We start from the raw sequence: 14767 nt of genomic DNA on the forward strand, positions 1-14767 counted from the left end.
ACGCACGGTCGGTACCCCACCGTTTCCCCGCTGTCAGTGCCGGGTGGCAGGATCGGGGCATGCCAGACGTGCTCGATGCCAGCCCCTACGACGCCCTGCTCCTGCTCTCGTTCGGTGGCCCCGAGGGCCCGGACGACGTGGTCCCGTTCCTGGAGAACGTGACCCGGGGGCGCGGCATCCCCAAGGAACGCCTCAAGGAAGTCGGACAGCACTACTTCCTCTTCGGCGGCGTCAGCCCCATCAACGACCAGAACCGCGCCCTGCTGGACGCCCTGCGCAAGGACTTCGCCGAGCACGGCCTGGACCTGCCGGTCTACTGGGGCAACCGCAACTGGGCGCCGTACCTGACGGACACCCTGCGCGAGATGGCCGGCGACGGCCGCCGCCGCGTCCTGGTCCTCGCCACCAGCGCCTACGCCTCCTACTCGGGCTGCCGCCAGTACCGCGAGAACCTCGCGGACGCCCTGGCCGCCCTGGAGTCCGAGGGGCTGGAGCCGCCGAAGGTCGACAAGCTCCGGCACTACTTCAACCACCCGGGCTTCGTCGAGCCCATGGTCGACGGGGTCGTCCGGTCCCTCGCCGAGCTGCCCGAGGAGGTCCGGGACGGCGCGCACATCGCGTTCTGCACCCACTCGATCCCCACCGCCGCCGCCGACACGTCCGGTCCGGTCGAGGAGCACGGTGACGGCGGGGCGTACGTGCGCCAGCACCTGGACGTGGCGCAGCTGATCGCCGACGCCGTGCGCGAGCGCACCGGCGTCGACCACCCCTGGCAGCTCGTCTACCAGTCGCGCTCCGGTGCCCCGCACATCCCGTGGCTCGAGCCCGACATCTGCGACCACCTGGAGGAGCGGCAGGCGGCCGGTGCCCCCGCGGTGGTGATGGCCCCCATCGGGTTCGTCTCCGACCACATGGAGGTGCTCTACGACCTCGACACGGAGGCCACCGCCAAGGCCGGGGAGCTGGGCCTGCCGGTGCGCCGCTCGGCCACCGTGGGCGCCGACCCGCGTTTTGCCGCGGCCGTCCGCGACCTGGTCCTGGAGCGGGCGGGCGACGAGCGCGGGCAGGAGGTCACGCCCTGCGCCCTCGGCAGGCTCGGCGCTAGCCACAACCTGTGCCCGGTCGGCTGCTGCCCCGCCCGTGCCCCCCGGCCCGCCGCCGCGGGCGCCGACAGTCCCTACGCGTGAGGAGCCCCGTGACCGACGTGACGCCCGACCCGCTCCATGCCGACCTGCTGAAGATCGCCCAGGAGGCCGCCCACCGCGCGGGCGAGCTGCTGCGGGACGGACGCCCGGCCGACCTCGCGGTGGCCGCCACCAAGTCCAGCCCGATCGACGTGGTCACCGAGATGGACATCGCGGCGGAGAAGCTGATCACCGGACTGATCGCCGACCGCCGTCCCGACGACGGCTTCCTCGGCGAGGAGGGCGCCGCCGCGGAGGGCACCAGCGGTGTCCGCTGGGTCATCGACCCGCTCGACGGCACGGTCAACTACCTGTACGGGCTGCCCACCTGGGCGGTCTCCATCGCCGCCGAGCAGGACGGCGAGCGGGTGGCCGGCGTGGTCGTGGCCCCGATGCGGGGCGAGTCCTACCACGCGCTGCTGGGCGGCGGCGCCTGGGCGACGGGTGCCTGGGAGGGCGAGCGCAGGCTCGCCTGCCGGTCCGCGGCACCGCTGGACCAGGCGCTGGTCTCCACCGGCTTCAACTACGTCGCCGACGTCCGCGCGGAGCAGGCCGAGATCGCGCGGCGGCTCATCCCGCTGGTGCGGGACATCCGACGTGGCGGCTCGGCCGCGATCGACCTGTGCGACGTGGCCGCGGGGCGCCTCGACGGCTACTACGAGCGCGGACTGCATCCCTGGGACCTCGCGGCGGGCGACCTGATCGCCCGTGAGGCGGGCGCCGTGACCGGTGGACGCCCCGGTGAGCGCCCCACCGGCGCCCTGACCATCGCCGCAACCCCGGCCGTCTTCGAACCCCTCCAGCGGCTCCTGACGGACTTCGGCGCGTAGGCCTCCGGCGGCCGGGTGGAGGACGGCAGTGCCGGTACGGGGGAGTGTCGTCGTCCGGTGCTGTGCCCGGGACACCGTGCGGCGTGGGACACCTGAGCGGGCACGCGACGCCCGCGCGGGTCCGGCACCGCCGCGCGCCCCGTTGGTCGCCACCTCCCGCCGCAGGCGGTTCCTCCGCCCGAGCGGGCCGACGTCGGCTTGCTCGCCCGGTCGACGCCCGCGCCCGGTCGCACGGCGTCGTGGGCCGACGAGTGGATCGTGCCGGGCTCGCACGGTCGTCCCGTCGGCCGGACGGCCGGGCGCGTGCGTCCGGGCTGCCCCTCCGCGTCGGCGCCGCCTCCTTGCGAGGCGGGGCCCGGCCCTGTCACCCGACCTGCCCCAGCCGCCCACCCGCGCTGCACGGCAGCACCGCGGCGCGCATGACGAGGCCCCGGTGCTGGATCCCACCGGGGCCTTGTTTCCGCGGGCCGATCAGGCGTTGGTCGCGCTGACCTCCACACCGTGCTCGGCCGCGAGACGGCGCAGATCGTCCAGCTCGCCCAGCTCCACCTCGACAAGGAACTCGTCGCCCTCGTCGCGGGCCCGGGACAGGTCGGACTCGGTCGTCTTTATGCGCTGCAGAAGTCCTGCGGTGAAAGCGTCCATGCTGCGCCCCCTCGTCCTGGGTCGTGGGTCGTTGGCACGGGGGTGTGCCGGTCGAAAGGGGCGATCACGTCTCCGGTGGAGTGCCCAGCGCTGCCCCACCGGGCGGCGACGGTGCCGGACACCCACGCCCGCTCTGCGGAAGCGGACCGCGGCGTACCGCGTGGTGACGCGGTACAGGCAGAGCGTGATCGCGGGGTGTAAAGCCGTCCTCCCCCAGCTCCCCTTCGCGGAAACCTCAACCGCGCGAGAAAATCTCGCATTCCCGCTCCGGCGGCCTTTCCGCACCGATCCTCGGCACCGGCCCTTCCCCCGACTTACAGCCGACTTATGACCGAAAAGGGCAGGATGGAGGCAACACACCCACCAGCCCCCTGCCCTCGTGCGTGCCAGAAGCGCTACGCGGGTGGACACAGGAAGGACAAGCGACGTGCGCGTACTCGTCGTCGAGGACGAGCAGCTGCTCGCCGATGCGGTGGCCACCGGACTGCGCCGGGAGGCCATGGCCGTCGACGTCGTGTACGACGGTGCGGCCGCCCTCGAGCGCATCGGCGTCAACGACTACGACGTGGTCGTCCTCGACCGCGACCTCCCCCTCGTGCACGGCGACGACGTCTGCCGCAAGATCGTCGAGCTGGGCATGCCCACGCGCGTGCTCATGCTCACGGCCTCCGGCGACGTCAGCGACCGGGTCGAGGGCCTGGAGATCGGCGCCGACGACTACCTGCCCAAGCCCTTCGCGTTCAGCGAGCTGATCGCCCGCGTGCGCGCCCTGGGCCGGCGCACCAGCGTGCCCCTGCCGCCCGTCCTGGAGCGCGCCGGGATCAAGCTCGACCCCAACCGCCGCGAGGTCTTCCGCGACGGCAAGGAGGTGCAGCTCGCCCCCAAGGAGTTCGCCGTCCTCGAGGTCCTCATGCGCAGCGAGGGCGCCGTGGTCTCCGCGGAGCAGCTGCTGGAGAAGGCCTGGGACGAGAACACCGACCCGTTCACCAACGTCGTGCGCGTGACCGTCATGACCCTGCGCCGCAAGCTGGGCGAGCCGCCCGTCATCGTCACCGTCCCCGGCTCCGGCTACCGGATCTGAGCGGCCGTGGCGACGACACCCGCGCCCCCCGGGGCGCCACCCAAGCCCACCTGGGACCCCCGCTCGGCCACACCCCTGCCGTGGCTGCGCCCCACCATCCGGATAAGGCTCACGCTGCTGTACGGCGGCATGTTCCTGATCGCCGGCATCCTGCTGCTGTCGATCATCTACCTGCTGGCCGCCCAGGCGGTGCGCACCGGCAACGAACCGCTGTACAAGATCGTCGACTTCGCCGACCTCAAGGTCTCCAGCAGCGACTGTCCCGTGGTCGACAACGGCAACCTGTCGCTGTCCGACTTCAACGCGGCGATCAGCGACTGCATGGACCACCAGCGCAAGGTCGCCCTGGACAACCTGCTCAGCCGCTCGCTGCTGGCGCTGCTCGGCCTCGCCGTGATCGCCTTCGCCTTCGGCTACGCCATGGCCGGACGCGTGCTGTCGCCGCTGGGCCGGATCACCCGCACCGCGCGCGCGGTGGCCGGGTCCGACCTCTCCCGCCGTATCGAGCTGGACGGACCGGACGACGAGCTGAAGGAGCTGGCGGACACCTTCGACGACATGCTGGAGCGGCTGCAGCGGGCCTTCACCGCCCAGCAGCGCTTCGTCGGCAACGCCTCCCACGAGCTGCGCACGCCGCTGGCGATCAACCGCACCCTCCTGGAAGTCCACCTGTCCGATCCGAACGCGCCGGTGGAGCTCCAGCAGCTCGGCAAGACGCTGCTGGCGACCAACGAACGCAGCGAGCAGCTGGTCGAGGGCCTGCTGCTGCTGGCCCGCAGCGACAACCAGATCGTCGAGCGCAAACCGGTGGACCTCGCCGAAGTGGCCGGCCAGGCCATCGACCAGGTGCACGGCGAGGCCGAGACCAAGGGTGTGGAGATCCGCGGCACCCGCGAGGCCGCCGTGGTCCAGGGCAACGGCGTCCTGCTGGAGCGGATCGCCCTGAACCTCGTCCAGAACGCCGTGCGCTACAACGTGGCCGACCAGGGCTGGGTGGAGGTCACCACGGCCGTGGAGAACGGCCAGGCGGTCCTGGTGGTCACCAACACGGGCCCGGTCGTGCCGGCGTACGAGGTGGACAACCTCTTCGAGCCGTTCCGGCGGCTGCGCACCGAGCGGACGGGCAGCGACAAGGGCGTCGGGCTCGGGCTGTCCATCGCGCGGTCCGTGGCCCGGGCGCACGGCGGGCACATCTACGCGCAGCCGCGCGAGGGCGGAGGGCTCGTGATGCGGGTGACCCTGCCCGTCTGAGATCATGACCCCGACATCGCACCGAGACCCGAGGATGTTCGCTTTGAGCGGAATTTCCAGGCCACCGGCCTTGGAGTCGCGTGTGTGATCGATCACAGCGGAGGCTTTCCCGCCCTCTACTCTCCGTGATCATGCACCCTGTCGGAAAGCCGGGAAAATCCCGGTTTTCAGGGGCCCTGATCACGGGAAGTACACGGTGAGACGCCTTTGAAGTGCGGCATTCGGACCGTGTACGGTCCCCATCGCCATCCAAGCCGATCACTCATGAGGAGTCCGGTTGGGTGTCGATTGAGTAACAGACCTTGATGTGAGGCAAAATCTCCGCCTCAGGTCGGGCACAAGTCCGGCCTCTCACGCGTTACGTGCGCTGAAGACACCGCAGACACCCAGAGGGGGAGAGCGACCATGGCAACCGATTACGACACTCCACGCAAGACCGACGACGACGTCGACTCGGACAGCCTCGAAGAGCTGAAGGCCAGGCGGAACGACAAGTCCGCCTCGGCCGTCGACGTCGACGAGTTCGAGGCCGCGGAAGGCCTCGAACTTCCCGGCGCCGACCTCTCGAACGAGGAACTGGCGGTCCGTGTACTGCCGAAGCAGCAGGACGAGTTCACGTGCATGAGCTGCTTCCTGGTCCACCACCGCAGCCAGCTGGCCCGGGAGAAGAACGGCCAGCCCATCTGCCGCGACTGCGACTGAGGCGGGGTCGGCCGTGACTGGCTCGACCCCTCCCTGGAAGCGCCGTTTCTCCCGACGAGGAGCGGACCAAGGGCCGTCCGACGGTCCGTACAGCGCGCGTGACGACGAGCGGGGCCCGACCGATACGGGGAAGGCCCCGCTCGAGCCGGTGGCCGACCGGAGTGACCTCCGGGCGACCACGCGACCGCCGGCGCCCGCTGCCCGGCGCCGGGCAGCGGCGTTCCGGCAGAAGGCGGGACAGGGCGTCCGTAACGGCGGCGCCCGCGCCAGGGCCGCCCTGGCACACCTCGCCGACCGCATCATCGACCTGGCCCCGCGCGTGCCCGTACGGGACCTGGCGACGCTGCGCAGGCAGTTCCCCGGCCTCGGCCCCGAAGAGCTCGCCGACCGCCTCGTGGCCGGCGCGGCCAAGGGCACGGCGACCGTGGGAGCGGGCATCGGAGCGGCGGCGATGCTGCCCGTACCACCCGCGATGCCCACCGAACTCGCCGCCGAGATCACCGGCGTAGCGGCGATCGAGCTCAAGATGATCGCCGAACTCCACGAGGTCTACGGCGTACGCCCGCCCGGCGGCCTCGGGCAGCGCAGCACCGCGTACCTGAACTCGTGGTCGGACGAACGCGGTGTGGACGTGTCCAAGCCGTCGACCCTCGGCTCGGCGATGAACAGCCACATGAAGCGCCAGCTGCGCCAGCAGATCATGAAGCGGATGGTGCGCGACCTGCCGAACCTGATGCCGTTCATGGTGGGTGCGGCCGTGGGCGCGGTCATGAACCGCCGCGACACCAGAAAGCTGGCCGCCAGGATCCGGGCCGACCTGCGCAAGAACCAGGTCCCCTGGAGCGCCCTGGACGACCTCCCCGCCCTGGAACGCCCGCGGGACGCCCTGGACATGGGCGAGATCACCAAGGGAATCGGACCCGGCTCCGCCCACGGGGAAAACTTCGGCAAAGACGGCCGCTGACGCGCGGCCCACCGCTCGCGCGTCCCGCCCGCCGGACAGGCGCTACGCGGCCGCGGCCTTCGCCGCCGTCAGGGCCTCGATCAGCCGCTCCGGCTCGCGCGTCGACAGGTACAGGTACGGAGTCGGGTCCTCGGGGTCCGTGACCAGCACCCGCACGGCCCGCGGGATGTAGGCGCGCAGCAGCAGGAACGCCCGGGTGTCGGCCTTGTACGTGCGCCAGGCGCGGGCCTCCTCCGGGTCGAGGATCTCCGCCTCGCCCAGCGCCGAGAGCGGCACCCTCGCCTCGCCCGCGATCAGCGAGTCGCCCACGATCCGGATGCGCACCGCGCCGTACGAACTGGCCGCCACCGCGGCCACCGCCGTGCCGCCCGCCAGGCCGCCCAGCATCGGCAGCGTGCCGAGGGGCAGCAGGATCAGCGCGAAGGCCAGCCCCACCAGGAAGGAGACCAGCCACCAGGAGCGGGGCGCGGTGAGGCGTTCTTCGTACGGGGCCGTGGAGAGCTGCATGAACCAAGCTTGGCACGGTATCGGCGTTCGGCCGACGCGCGGGTAAGGTCTGCGCCTGTGAGTGGTACTTCCCCAGGTCTCAAGCCCCCCGCCGACGCCGTGAAACCCGTACGGCACCCCGACGCGCCCGCCCCCGGCGAGCTGCTCGGCGCCCACTACGGCCAGTGCTTCGGCTGCGGCGGCGACCAGCCCCACGGACTGCACCTCCAGGCGCGGGCGGGTGAAGGCGTGTCGATCACCGCCGAGTTCACCGTCCGCCCCGCCCACCAGGGCGCTCCCGGCCTGGCGCACGGCGGCGTGCTGGCCACCGCCCTGGACGAGACGCTGGGCTCGCTGAACTGGCTGCTGCGCACGATCGCGGTGACCGGACGGCTGGAGACCGACTTCCGGCGGCCGGTGCCCGTGGACACGACGCTCCACCTGGAGGCCGAGGTCACCGCGGTGGCCGGCCGGAAGATCTACTCCACCGCCACGGGCCGGATCGGCGGGCCCGACGGCCCCGTGGCCGTCCGCGCCGACGCTCTCTTCATCGAGGTCAAGGTCGAGCACTTCGTCCAGAACGGCCGCGAGGAGGAGATCCGCGCCGCCATGGACGACCCCGACCAGCTCCGCCGCGCCCGCGCCTTCGAGGTGAACCCGTGAGCCGTGCCGACCTCGAGGTGCTGATCCGCCGCGTCGACCCCGACGTACCGCTCCCGGCGTACGCGCAGCCCGGCGACGCGGGTGCCGACCTGCGCACCACCGTCGACTGCGAGCTGGCGCCCGGCGAACGCGCCGTTCTGCCCACGGGCGTGTCTGTGGCGCTCCCCGAGGGGTACGCGGCCTTCGTGCACCCACGTTCCGGACTGGCCGCCCGCTGCGGTGTCGCCCTCGTGAATGCCCCGGGGACGATTGATGCCGGGTACCGTGGGGAGATCAAGGTGATCGTGGTGAATCTCGACCCGCGCGAGAGCGTGCGGTTCGAGCGCTTCGACCGGATTGCCCAACTGGTCGTCCAGCAGGTCGAGAGGGTCCGCTTCCGTCAGGTCGCGGAGCTTCCCGACTCGGCGCGGGCCGAGGGGGGCTTCGGGTCCACCGGCGGCCACGCCGGGTTGGACCGTGCAAGCGGCACAAGCGGTCAGGTCGCCGAGGGCGGCCCGACGGGTGGGAATCGATACGCTTCGGTCGTATCCGACCGGGAAGGACAGTGACGTGTTCGGACGTCGCAAGAAGAGGGATGCCGCCGAGGACGCGGCCGGCGAGACCGAGCAGGTCGTCGACAGCGTCGACACCGAGGCGGACGAAGAGCGCGCACGCGTGCGGCTCGAGCCCGAGCCGCGCCCCGACGGGCCCTGGGACAGCACCGAGGTCCGCGACCCGGGCGAGGGCCGGGTCGACCTTGGCGGCCTGTTCATTCCCGGGGTCGACGGCATGGAACTGCGGGTGGAGGTCGCGGGCGACGCGATCGTCGCCGCGACCGTCGTCCTGCGCGACAGCGCCATCCAGCTCCAGGGCTTCGCCGCACCCAAGCGCGAGGGCATCTGGGGCGAGGTGCGCGAGGAGATCGGCTCCGGCATCACCCAGCAGGGCGGCATCATCGACGAGGTCGAGGGTCCGTTGGGCTGGGAGCTGCGGGCCCAGGTCCCGGTGCAGCTGCCGGACGGCACGGGCGGCTTCCAGGTCGTGCGGTTCGTCGGCGTGGACGGGCCCCGCTGGTTCCTGCGCGGCGTGATCTCGGGCCAGGGCGCGGTGCAGCCGCAGGCCGCCGGTCTGCTGGAGCAGATCTTCCGGGACACGGTCGTCGTCCGCGGCGAGGGCCCGATGGCCCCCCGGGACCCCATCGTCCTGAAGCTGCCGAACGACGCGCAGATGGTCCCCGAAGGTGTCCAGCAGGAGGAGGGCTCCCGCTTCGCCGGCGGCATGGGCCAGCTCCAGCGCGGGCCGGAGATCACCGAGGTTCGCTAGGTTCGCCGGGCGAGGACCCGGCACGGTTCTTCGCCGTACGCGCGCCACGAGGGCCGCTTCCCCAGGGGGACGCGGCCCTTTCGCCGTGCGGACCGGGGCGGTCGCGTCGGGCGATCGGGCCGTGGCCGTTGAATCCGCCGGCCCGCGGTGGCGATACTGGCGCCCGGTCCACGGCGGCGCGACGGGGGAGGGCACAGCATGAGCCAGGTGGTCACGGAGACCATGGTGCGCGTCGAGGACGTGCGGAAGTCGTACGGCAGGGACAGCGCCGCCGTGCACGCCCTGCGCGGCGTCTCCTTCGACGTGCCGCGCGGCGAGCTGGTCGCCCTCAAGGGGCGGTCGGGATCCGGGAAGACCACCCTGCTCAACATCGTCGGCGGCCTCGACACCCCGGACGCCGGGCGGGTGGAGGTCGACGGCCGGAACCTCGCGGAGCTGGACGAGGACGGGCTGCTCGCCCTGCGCCGGGACCGGGTCGGGTTCGTCTTCCAGTCCTTCGGGCTCATCCCGATCCTCACCGCCGCCGAGAACGTCGGCGTGCCGCTGCGGCTGCGCCGGGCCGCGCCGAAGGAACGCGAGGAACGCGTTGAGCTGCTGCTCTCCCTGGTGGGCCTCGCCGACCACGCCGCCCAGCGCCCCGGCGAGATGTCCGGCGGACAGCAGCAGCGCGTCGCCATCGCCCGGGCCCTCGCCAACGACCCCGCGCTGCTGATCGCCGACGAACCCACCGGCCAGCTGGACGCCGAGACCGGGCACTCCGTGATGGAGCTGCTGCGGGCCGTCGTACGCAGCGAGCAGGTCACCGCCCTGGTCGCCACCCACGACGCCACCCTGCTCGACCTCGCCGACCGGGTGCTGGAGCTGCGGGACGGGGAGATCGTCGAGCAGTGACGCTCCGGCGTCAGAGTTCCGTCAAGGACGACCGGCATCCCCGCCCCCGCCCCTTTTGCCGTGATTCTGGGTCGTAGGGTCGACGCTGCGCAATCAGCGGTGACCGGAAGACAATGAGGCCATGGGACGCGGCAAGCTTCGGATCTACCTCGGTGCGGCACCGGGCGTCGGCAAGACGTACGCGATGCTGTCCGAGGCCCACCGGCGCGTCGAACGGGGCACCGACTGCGTGGTGGCCTTCGTCGAGCACCACGGCAGGGCGCGCACCGAGGTGATGCTGCGCGGCCTGGAGGAGGTGCCGCGCCGGGAGGTCGAGTACCGGGGCGCCGCCTTCACCGAGCTGGACCTGGACGCGGTGCTGGCCCGCCGCCCCCGGGTGGCGCTGGTGGACGAGCTGGCCCACACCAACGTCCCCGGCGTGCGCAACGCCAAGCGCTGGCAGGACGTCGAGGAACTCCTCGCCGCCGGGATCGACGTCGTCTCGACCGTCAACATCCAGCACCTGGAGTCACTGGGCGACGTCGTGGAGTCCATCACCGGCGTACGGCAGCGCGAGACGGTGCCGGACGAGGTGGTGCGGCGCGCGGACCAGATCGAACTGGTCGACATGTCGCCACAGGCGCTGCGCCGCCGCATGGCCCACGGCAACATCTACCAGTCGGACAAGGTCGACGCGGCCCTGTCCAACTACTTCCGCCCCGGCAACCTCACCGCCCTGCGCGAGCTGGCCCTGCTCTGGGTCGCGGACCGGGCCGACGAGTACCTCCAGCAGTACCGCAGCGAGCACCGGGTCTCGAAGATCTGGGGCTCGCGCGAACGCATCGTGGTCGGCCTGACCGGCGGTCCCGAGGGACGCACGCTGATACGACGGGCCGCGCGCCTCGCCGAGAAGGGCGCGGGCGGCGAGGTGCTGGCCGTCTACATAGCCCGGAGCGACGGGCTGACCTCCGCCTCCCCGAAGGAGCTGGCCGTGCAGCGCACCCTGGTGGAGGACCTCGGCGGCACCTTCCACCACGTGCTCGGCGAGGACATACCGGCCGCCCTGCTCGACTTCGCCCGCGGCGTCAACGCCACCCAGATCGTCCTCGGCTCCTCGCGCCGCAAGACCTGGCAGTACGTCTTCGGACCCGGCGTCGGCGCCACCGTCGCCCGCGAGTCCGGCTCCGACCTGGACGTCCACATCGTGACCCACGAGGAGGTCGCCAAGGGGCGCGGGCTGCCGGTGGCCAGGGGAGCGCGGCTCGGCCGGTCCCGGATCGTCTGGGGCTGGCTGGCGGGCCTGGGCGGTCCCGTGCTGCTGACGCTGCTGCTCAGCACCGTCCACCTCGGGCTCGCCAACGACGTCCTGCTCTACCTGGCGCTGACCGTCGCGGCCGCCCTGCTCGGCGGGCTGTACCCGGCGCTCGCCTCGGCCGCGGTCGGGTCCGTGCTGCTGAACTGGTTCTTCACGCCCCCCGTCAACCGGATCACCATCGCGGACCCGAAGAACATCCTTGCGCTCGCCATATTCGTGGGCGTCGCCCTCTCCGTCGCCTCGGTCGTCGACGTCGCGGCCCGCCGCACCCACCAGGCCGCCCGGCTGCGCGCCGAGTCGGAGATCCTGTCCTTCCTGGCCGGGGACGTGCTGCGTGGCGAGACCAGCCTGGAGACGCTCCTGGAGCGGGTGCGCGAGACCTTCGGCATGGAGTCGGCCGCCCTGCTGGAACGGGAGGGCGACGTGGCGCCGTGGACCTGCGCGGGGCGCGCCGGGTCGGGACCGCCGGTGGACCGCCCGGAGGACGCCGACGTGGACATGCCCGTCGGCGACCACATGGCCCTCGCGCTGACCGGCCGGGTGCTGCCCGCCGAGGACCGCCGGGTGCTGGCCGCCTTCGCCGCCCAGGCCGCCGTCGTCCTGGACCGGCGCCGCCTGCGCGAGGAGGCCGACCAGGCCCGCGCGCTCGCCGAGGGCAACCGCATCCGCACGGCGCTGCTGGCCGCCGTCAGCCACGACCTGCGCACCCCGCTCGCCGGGATCAAGGCGGCGGTGACCAGCCTCAGGTCCGACGACGTGGCCTGGTCCGAGGAGGACCAGGCGGAACTGCTCGAGGGCATCGAGGAGGGCGCCGACCGCCTCGACCACCTGGTGGGCAACCTGCTCGACATGTCCCGCCTGCAGACCGGCACCGTCACCCCGCTGATCCGCGAGATCGACGTGGACGAGGTGGCGCCGATGGCGCTCGGCGGGGTGCCCGAGGGCAGCGCCGAGCTGGACATCCCCGAGACGCTGCCCATGGTCGCCGTGGACGCCGGGCTCCTGGAGCGGGCGATGGCCAACCTGGTGGAGAACGCCGTCAAGTACAGTCCGGACGACCGGACCGTCCTGGTCGCCGCCAGCGCCCTCGCCGACCGCGTCGAGGTGCGGGTCGTGGACCGGGGGCCGGGAGTGCCGGACGAGGCCAAGGACCGCATCTTCGAGCCCTTCCAGCGCTACGGCGACGCCCCGCGCGGGGCCGGGGTGGGACTCGGCCTGGCCGTGGCCCGCGGTTTCGCCGAGGCGATGGGCGGCACCCTGAACGCCGAGGACACCCCCGGCGGCGGCCTCACCATGGTCCTCACCCTCCGCGCGGTGGGCTCGTCCGCGCCGACCTCCCGTCCCGCGACAGCAGAAAGGCAGGCCGCCCTGTGACCCGGGTGCTCGTGATCGACGACGAACCGCAGATCGTGCGGGCCCTCGTGATCAACCTCAAGGCACGGCACTACGAGGTCGACGCCGCCCACGACGGCGCCACCGCCCTCCAGCTCGCCGCCGCCCGCCACCCCGACGTGGTGGTCCTGGACCTGGGCCTGCCCGACATGGACGGCGTCGAGGTGATCAGGGGACTGCGCGGCTGGACCCGGGTGCCGATCCTGGTGCTGTCCGCCCGGCACTCCTCCGACGAGAAGGTCGAGGCGCTGGACGCGGGCGCCGACGACTACGTCACCAAGCCCTTCGGCATGGACGAGCTGCTGGCCCGGCTGCGGGCCGCCGTCCGCCGGGCCGAACCCGTCCCCGGCGGCGAGGACGAGGTCGTCGTGGACACCGCGGAGTTCACCGTCGACCTGGCCGCGAAGAAGGTCCACCGGGGCGGCAGGGACGTACGCCTGACACCCACCGAGTGGCACCTGCTGGAGGTGCTGGTGCGCAACACGGGGCGCCTGGTGAGCCAGAAACAGCTGTTGCAGGAGGTGTGGGGGCCGTCGTACGGGACGGAGACGAACTACCTGCGGGTCTACATGGCCCAGCTGCGCCGCAAGCTGGAGGCGGACCCCGCGCACCCGCGGCACTTCATCACCGAGCCGGGCATGGGGTACCGCTTCGAGAAGTGAGAGGCCGTGCACGGGAGGTGAGGGGGAAGTGAGCCTCGCCATCCCGTCCCGGCAGGGGTGCATGGCTGTCGGCGGGCCCCGGTACGCTTCAGATATGAGTGCTGCTCCGCGTTCCGACAAGCCGGTGGGCCGGTTCCGGCGCATGTTCGACCGGCTCTCCTCCTCGCAGGAGGACCTGGAGTCGGAGGAACTGCGCGAGGACGCCGACACCGCCGGCTGCACGCGCATCGGAGACTGCCAGGACCGGCAGGTCGTGTCGGTAACTGGTACCTTGCGCACGGTCACCCTGCGACCGCGTGCGGGCGTTCCGGCCCTGGAGGCCGAGCTGTTCGACGGTTCCGCCGCCCTGGACGTGGTGTGGCTGGGCAGACGCTCCATCGTGGGTATAGAGCCGGGGCGCAAGCTCATCGCATCGGGCCGGATCTCCATGAGCCACGGCCGCCGGGTGCTCTTCAACCCGAAATACGAACTGAGACCCCTCGGACGGGAGTAGCCGGTGACGTCGCTCGACAAGCCGACCGAAGAGACGACAGAGGCCGACGACGCCCGGGCGGTGACGGAGGCCGCGCTGTTCGAGGCGTTCGGCGGCGTGCGGGGCATGGTCGAGACGGTGCTGCCGGGCCTGCTCTTCGTCACCATCTTCACCCTCAACAACGACCTGCACATGTCGGCGATCGCGGCCCTGGCCGTGTCGGTGGTGCTGGTCGTCGTCCGGCTCGTGATGAAGGACACCGTCAAGCACGCCTTCAGCGGGGTCTTCGGCGTCGCCTTCGGCGTGGTCTTCGCGATGATGACCGACAACGCCAAGAACTTCTATCTGCCGGGCATGCTCTACACCCTGGGCCTGGCGCTGGCGTACATCGTCACCTCGCTGGCCGGGGTGCCGCTGATCGGCCTGATCCTCGGCCCGGTCTTCAAGGAGAACCTCTCCTGGCGCACCCGCAACCCGGGCCGCAAGAAGGCGTACACCAAGGCGAGCTACGCCTGGGGCTTCATCCTGCTCGCCAAGTCCGCGATCCTCTTCCCGCTGTACTGGTGGGCGGACACCGAGCAGCTCGGCTGGGTCCTGGTCACCCTGAAGATCCCGCCCTTCCTGCTCGCCGTCTGGCTGACCTGGGTCTTCCTGGCCAAGGCGCCGGCGCCCATCGACGTCTTCGCGGAGATGGAGGCGGCGGAGGAGGCCGAGAAGGCGGAGAAGGCCGAGCGGGAAGGGCGCGAGCAGGGGACGGTCGACCAGACCCTGCCGGGGCTGTCCGAGGCCGACGGGGAGGCCGCGGACCCGCGCGCCGGCAGGCACCGCAAGGCCTGACGGGCGAGACGGGGCGTACGGCGCGGACGGGAGCGGTACGGCGTAGACGGGAGCGGTACGGCGCTGACGGAGCTGAGTACGGCGGTGGGGCGCCCGGAGCATTCCGGGCGC

16 protein-coding genes are annotated in these 14767 nt (G+C 72.2%); 14 read left to right on the plus strand and 2 right to left on the minus strand.

The window, feature by feature from the left end:
• Positions 1-59: 59 nt before the first annotated feature.
• Together ACGH52_RS28880 and ACGH52_RS28885 are read left to right on the plus strand one after the other, a co-directional pair.
• Entirely contained in the window at positions 60-1187 is a 1128-nt protein-coding gene (locus ACGH52_RS28880) for a ferrochelatase (RefSeq protein WP_210975813.1), read from the plus strand.
• An 8-nt stretch (positions 1188-1195) separates the two neighbouring features.
• Entirely contained in the window at positions 1196-2014 is an 819-nt protein-coding gene (locus ACGH52_RS28885) for an inositol monophosphatase family protein (protein ID WP_059298021.1), read from the plus strand.
• A 471-nt stretch (positions 2015-2485) separates the two neighbouring features.
• On the opposite strand, the gene ACGH52_RS28890 is transcribed toward ACGH52_RS28885, so the two are convergent.
• Positions 2486-2659 carry a hypothetical protein gene (locus ACGH52_RS28890; protein ID WP_007387792.1) on the minus strand — a complete coding sequence of 58 codons (174 nt, stop codon included), beginning with the start codon at positions 2657-2659 and terminating at the stop codon, positions 2486-2488.
• A 427-nt stretch (positions 2660-3086) separates the two neighbouring features.
• Here ACGH52_RS28890 and ACGH52_RS28895 point away from each other — a divergent pair, with 427 nt between their 5' ends.
• The 4 genes from ACGH52_RS28895 (at position 3087) to ACGH52_RS28910 (ending at position 6657) form a co-directional block, all read left to right on the plus strand.
• Positions 3087-3740 (plus strand): response regulator transcription factor, encoded by a 654-nt coding sequence (locus tag ACGH52_RS28895; RefSeq protein WP_003993508.1) that lies wholly within the window; start codon positions 3087-3089, stop codon positions 3738-3740.
• 6 nt (positions 3741-3746) lie between these two features.
• Positions 3747-4991: a HAMP domain-containing sensor histidine kinase gene (locus ACGH52_RS28900; protein WP_076976702.1), complete on the plus strand. Its 1245-nt coding sequence runs from the start codon at positions 3747-3749 to the stop codon at positions 4989-4991.
• Positions 4992-5396: 405 nt separating this feature from the next.
• Positions 5397-5693 (plus strand): DUF4193 domain-containing protein, encoded by a 297-nt coding sequence (locus tag ACGH52_RS28905; protein ID WP_003993510.1) that lies wholly within the window; start codon positions 5397-5399, stop codon positions 5691-5693.
• Positions 5694-5706: 13 nt separating this feature from the next.
• Positions 5707-6657, plus strand: coding sequence for a hypothetical protein (locus tag ACGH52_RS28910; protein WP_399943522.1), 951 nt, complete (start codon positions 5707-5709; stop codon positions 6655-6657).
• 42 nt (positions 6658-6699) lie between these two features.
• Here the strand turns inward: ACGH52_RS28910 and ACGH52_RS28915 are convergent, their stop codons facing one another.
• The gene (locus tag ACGH52_RS28915) at positions 6700-7164 is read right to left on the minus strand and encodes a DUF3093 domain-containing protein (RefSeq protein ID WP_076976704.1); all 465 of its coding nucleotides are present in this window, start codon (positions 7162-7164) and stop codon (positions 6700-6702) included.
• 57 nt (positions 7165-7221) lie between these two features.
• Here ACGH52_RS28915 and ACGH52_RS28920 point away from each other — a divergent pair, with 57 nt between their 5' ends.
• The 8 genes from ACGH52_RS28920 to ACGH52_RS28955 all read left to right on the plus strand — a co-directional run bounded on the left by ACGH52_RS28920 (position 7222) and on the right by ACGH52_RS28955 (position 14656).
• The gene (locus tag ACGH52_RS28920; protein WP_059298027.1) at positions 7222-7806 is read left to right on the plus strand and encodes a PaaI family thioesterase; all 585 of its coding nucleotides are present in this window, start codon (positions 7222-7224) and stop codon (positions 7804-7806) included.
• On the plus strand, positions 7803-8354 hold the full coding sequence (gene dut, locus ACGH52_RS28925; RefSeq protein WP_052840058.1) for a dUTP diphosphatase: 552 nt from the start codon (positions 7803-7805) through the stop codon (positions 8352-8354). The genes ACGH52_RS28920 and dut overlap by 4 nt, the downstream gene beginning before the upstream one ends.
• A gap of 1 nt (position 8355) precedes the next feature.
• Positions 8356-9108 (plus strand): DUF3710 domain-containing protein, encoded by a 753-nt coding sequence (locus tag ACGH52_RS28930; protein WP_059298030.1) that lies wholly within the window; start codon positions 8356-8358, stop codon positions 9106-9108.
• Between the two features lie 198 nt (positions 9109-9306).
• Complete coding sequence (locus ACGH52_RS28935; protein WP_076976705.1) at positions 9307-9999, plus strand: ABC transporter ATP-binding protein; 693 nt, start codon at positions 9307-9309, stop codon at positions 9997-9999.
• A gap of 121 nt (positions 10000-10120) precedes the next feature.
• Positions 10121-12667, plus strand: coding sequence for an ATP-binding protein (locus ACGH52_RS28940; protein ID WP_399943526.1), 2547 nt, complete (start codon positions 10121-10123; stop codon positions 12665-12667).
• Positions 12664-13347, plus strand: a complete 684-nt coding sequence (locus tag ACGH52_RS28945; RefSeq protein ID WP_059298035.1) for a response regulator — start codon at positions 12664-12666, stop codon at positions 13345-13347. Before ACGH52_RS28940 ends, ACGH52_RS28945 begins: the two co-directional genes overlap by 4 nt.
• 94 nt (positions 13348-13441) lie before the next feature.
• Entirely contained in the window at positions 13442-13840 is a 399-nt protein-coding gene (locus ACGH52_RS28950; RefSeq protein ID WP_076976707.1) for an OB-fold nucleic acid binding domain-containing protein, read from the plus strand.
• Positions 13841-13843: 3 nt separating this feature from the next.
• Positions 13844-14656: a DUF3159 domain-containing protein gene (locus ACGH52_RS28955; RefSeq protein ID WP_210975810.1), complete on the plus strand. Its 813-nt coding sequence runs from the start codon at positions 13844-13846 to the stop codon at positions 14654-14656.
• Positions 14657-14767 lie beyond the last annotated feature (111 nt).

Source organism: Streptomyces sp. BBFR25 (genome assembly GCF_044590125.1).
GTDB classification, from domain to species: domain Bacteria; phylum Actinomycetota; class Actinomycetes; order Streptomycetales; family Streptomycetaceae; genus Streptomyces; species Streptomyces canus_D.

What these genes read in the sequence shown, in the direction of transcription:
- ACGH52_RS28880 (WP_210975813.1), top strand. Translation starts at nt 60, where the DNA reads ATGCCAGACGTGCTCGATGCCAGCCCCTACGACGCCCTGCTCCTGCTC.
- ACGH52_RS28890 (WP_007387792.1), bottom strand. Translation starts at nt 2,659, where the DNA reads ATGGACGCTTTCACCGCAGGACTTCTGCAGCGCATAAAGACGACCGAG.
- ACGH52_RS28905 (WP_003993510.1), top strand. Translation starts at nt 5,397, where the DNA reads ATGGCAACCGATTACGACACTCCACGCAAGACCGACGACGACGTCGAC.
- ACGH52_RS28915 (WP_076976704.1), bottom strand. Translation starts at nt 7,164, where the DNA reads ATGCAGCTCTCCACGGCCCCGTACGAAGAACGCCTCACCGCGCCCCGC.
- ACGH52_RS28935 (WP_076976705.1), top strand. Translation starts at nt 9,307, where the DNA reads ATGAGCCAGGTGGTCACGGAGACCATGGTGCGCGTCGAGGACGTGCGG.
- ACGH52_RS28940 (WP_399943526.1), top strand. Translation starts at nt 10,121, where the DNA reads ATGGGACGCGGCAAGCTTCGGATCTACCTCGGTGCGGCACCGGGCGTC.
- ACGH52_RS28950 (WP_076976707.1), top strand. Translation starts at nt 13,442, where the DNA reads ATGAGTGCTGCTCCGCGTTCCGACAAGCCGGTGGGCCGGTTCCGGCGC.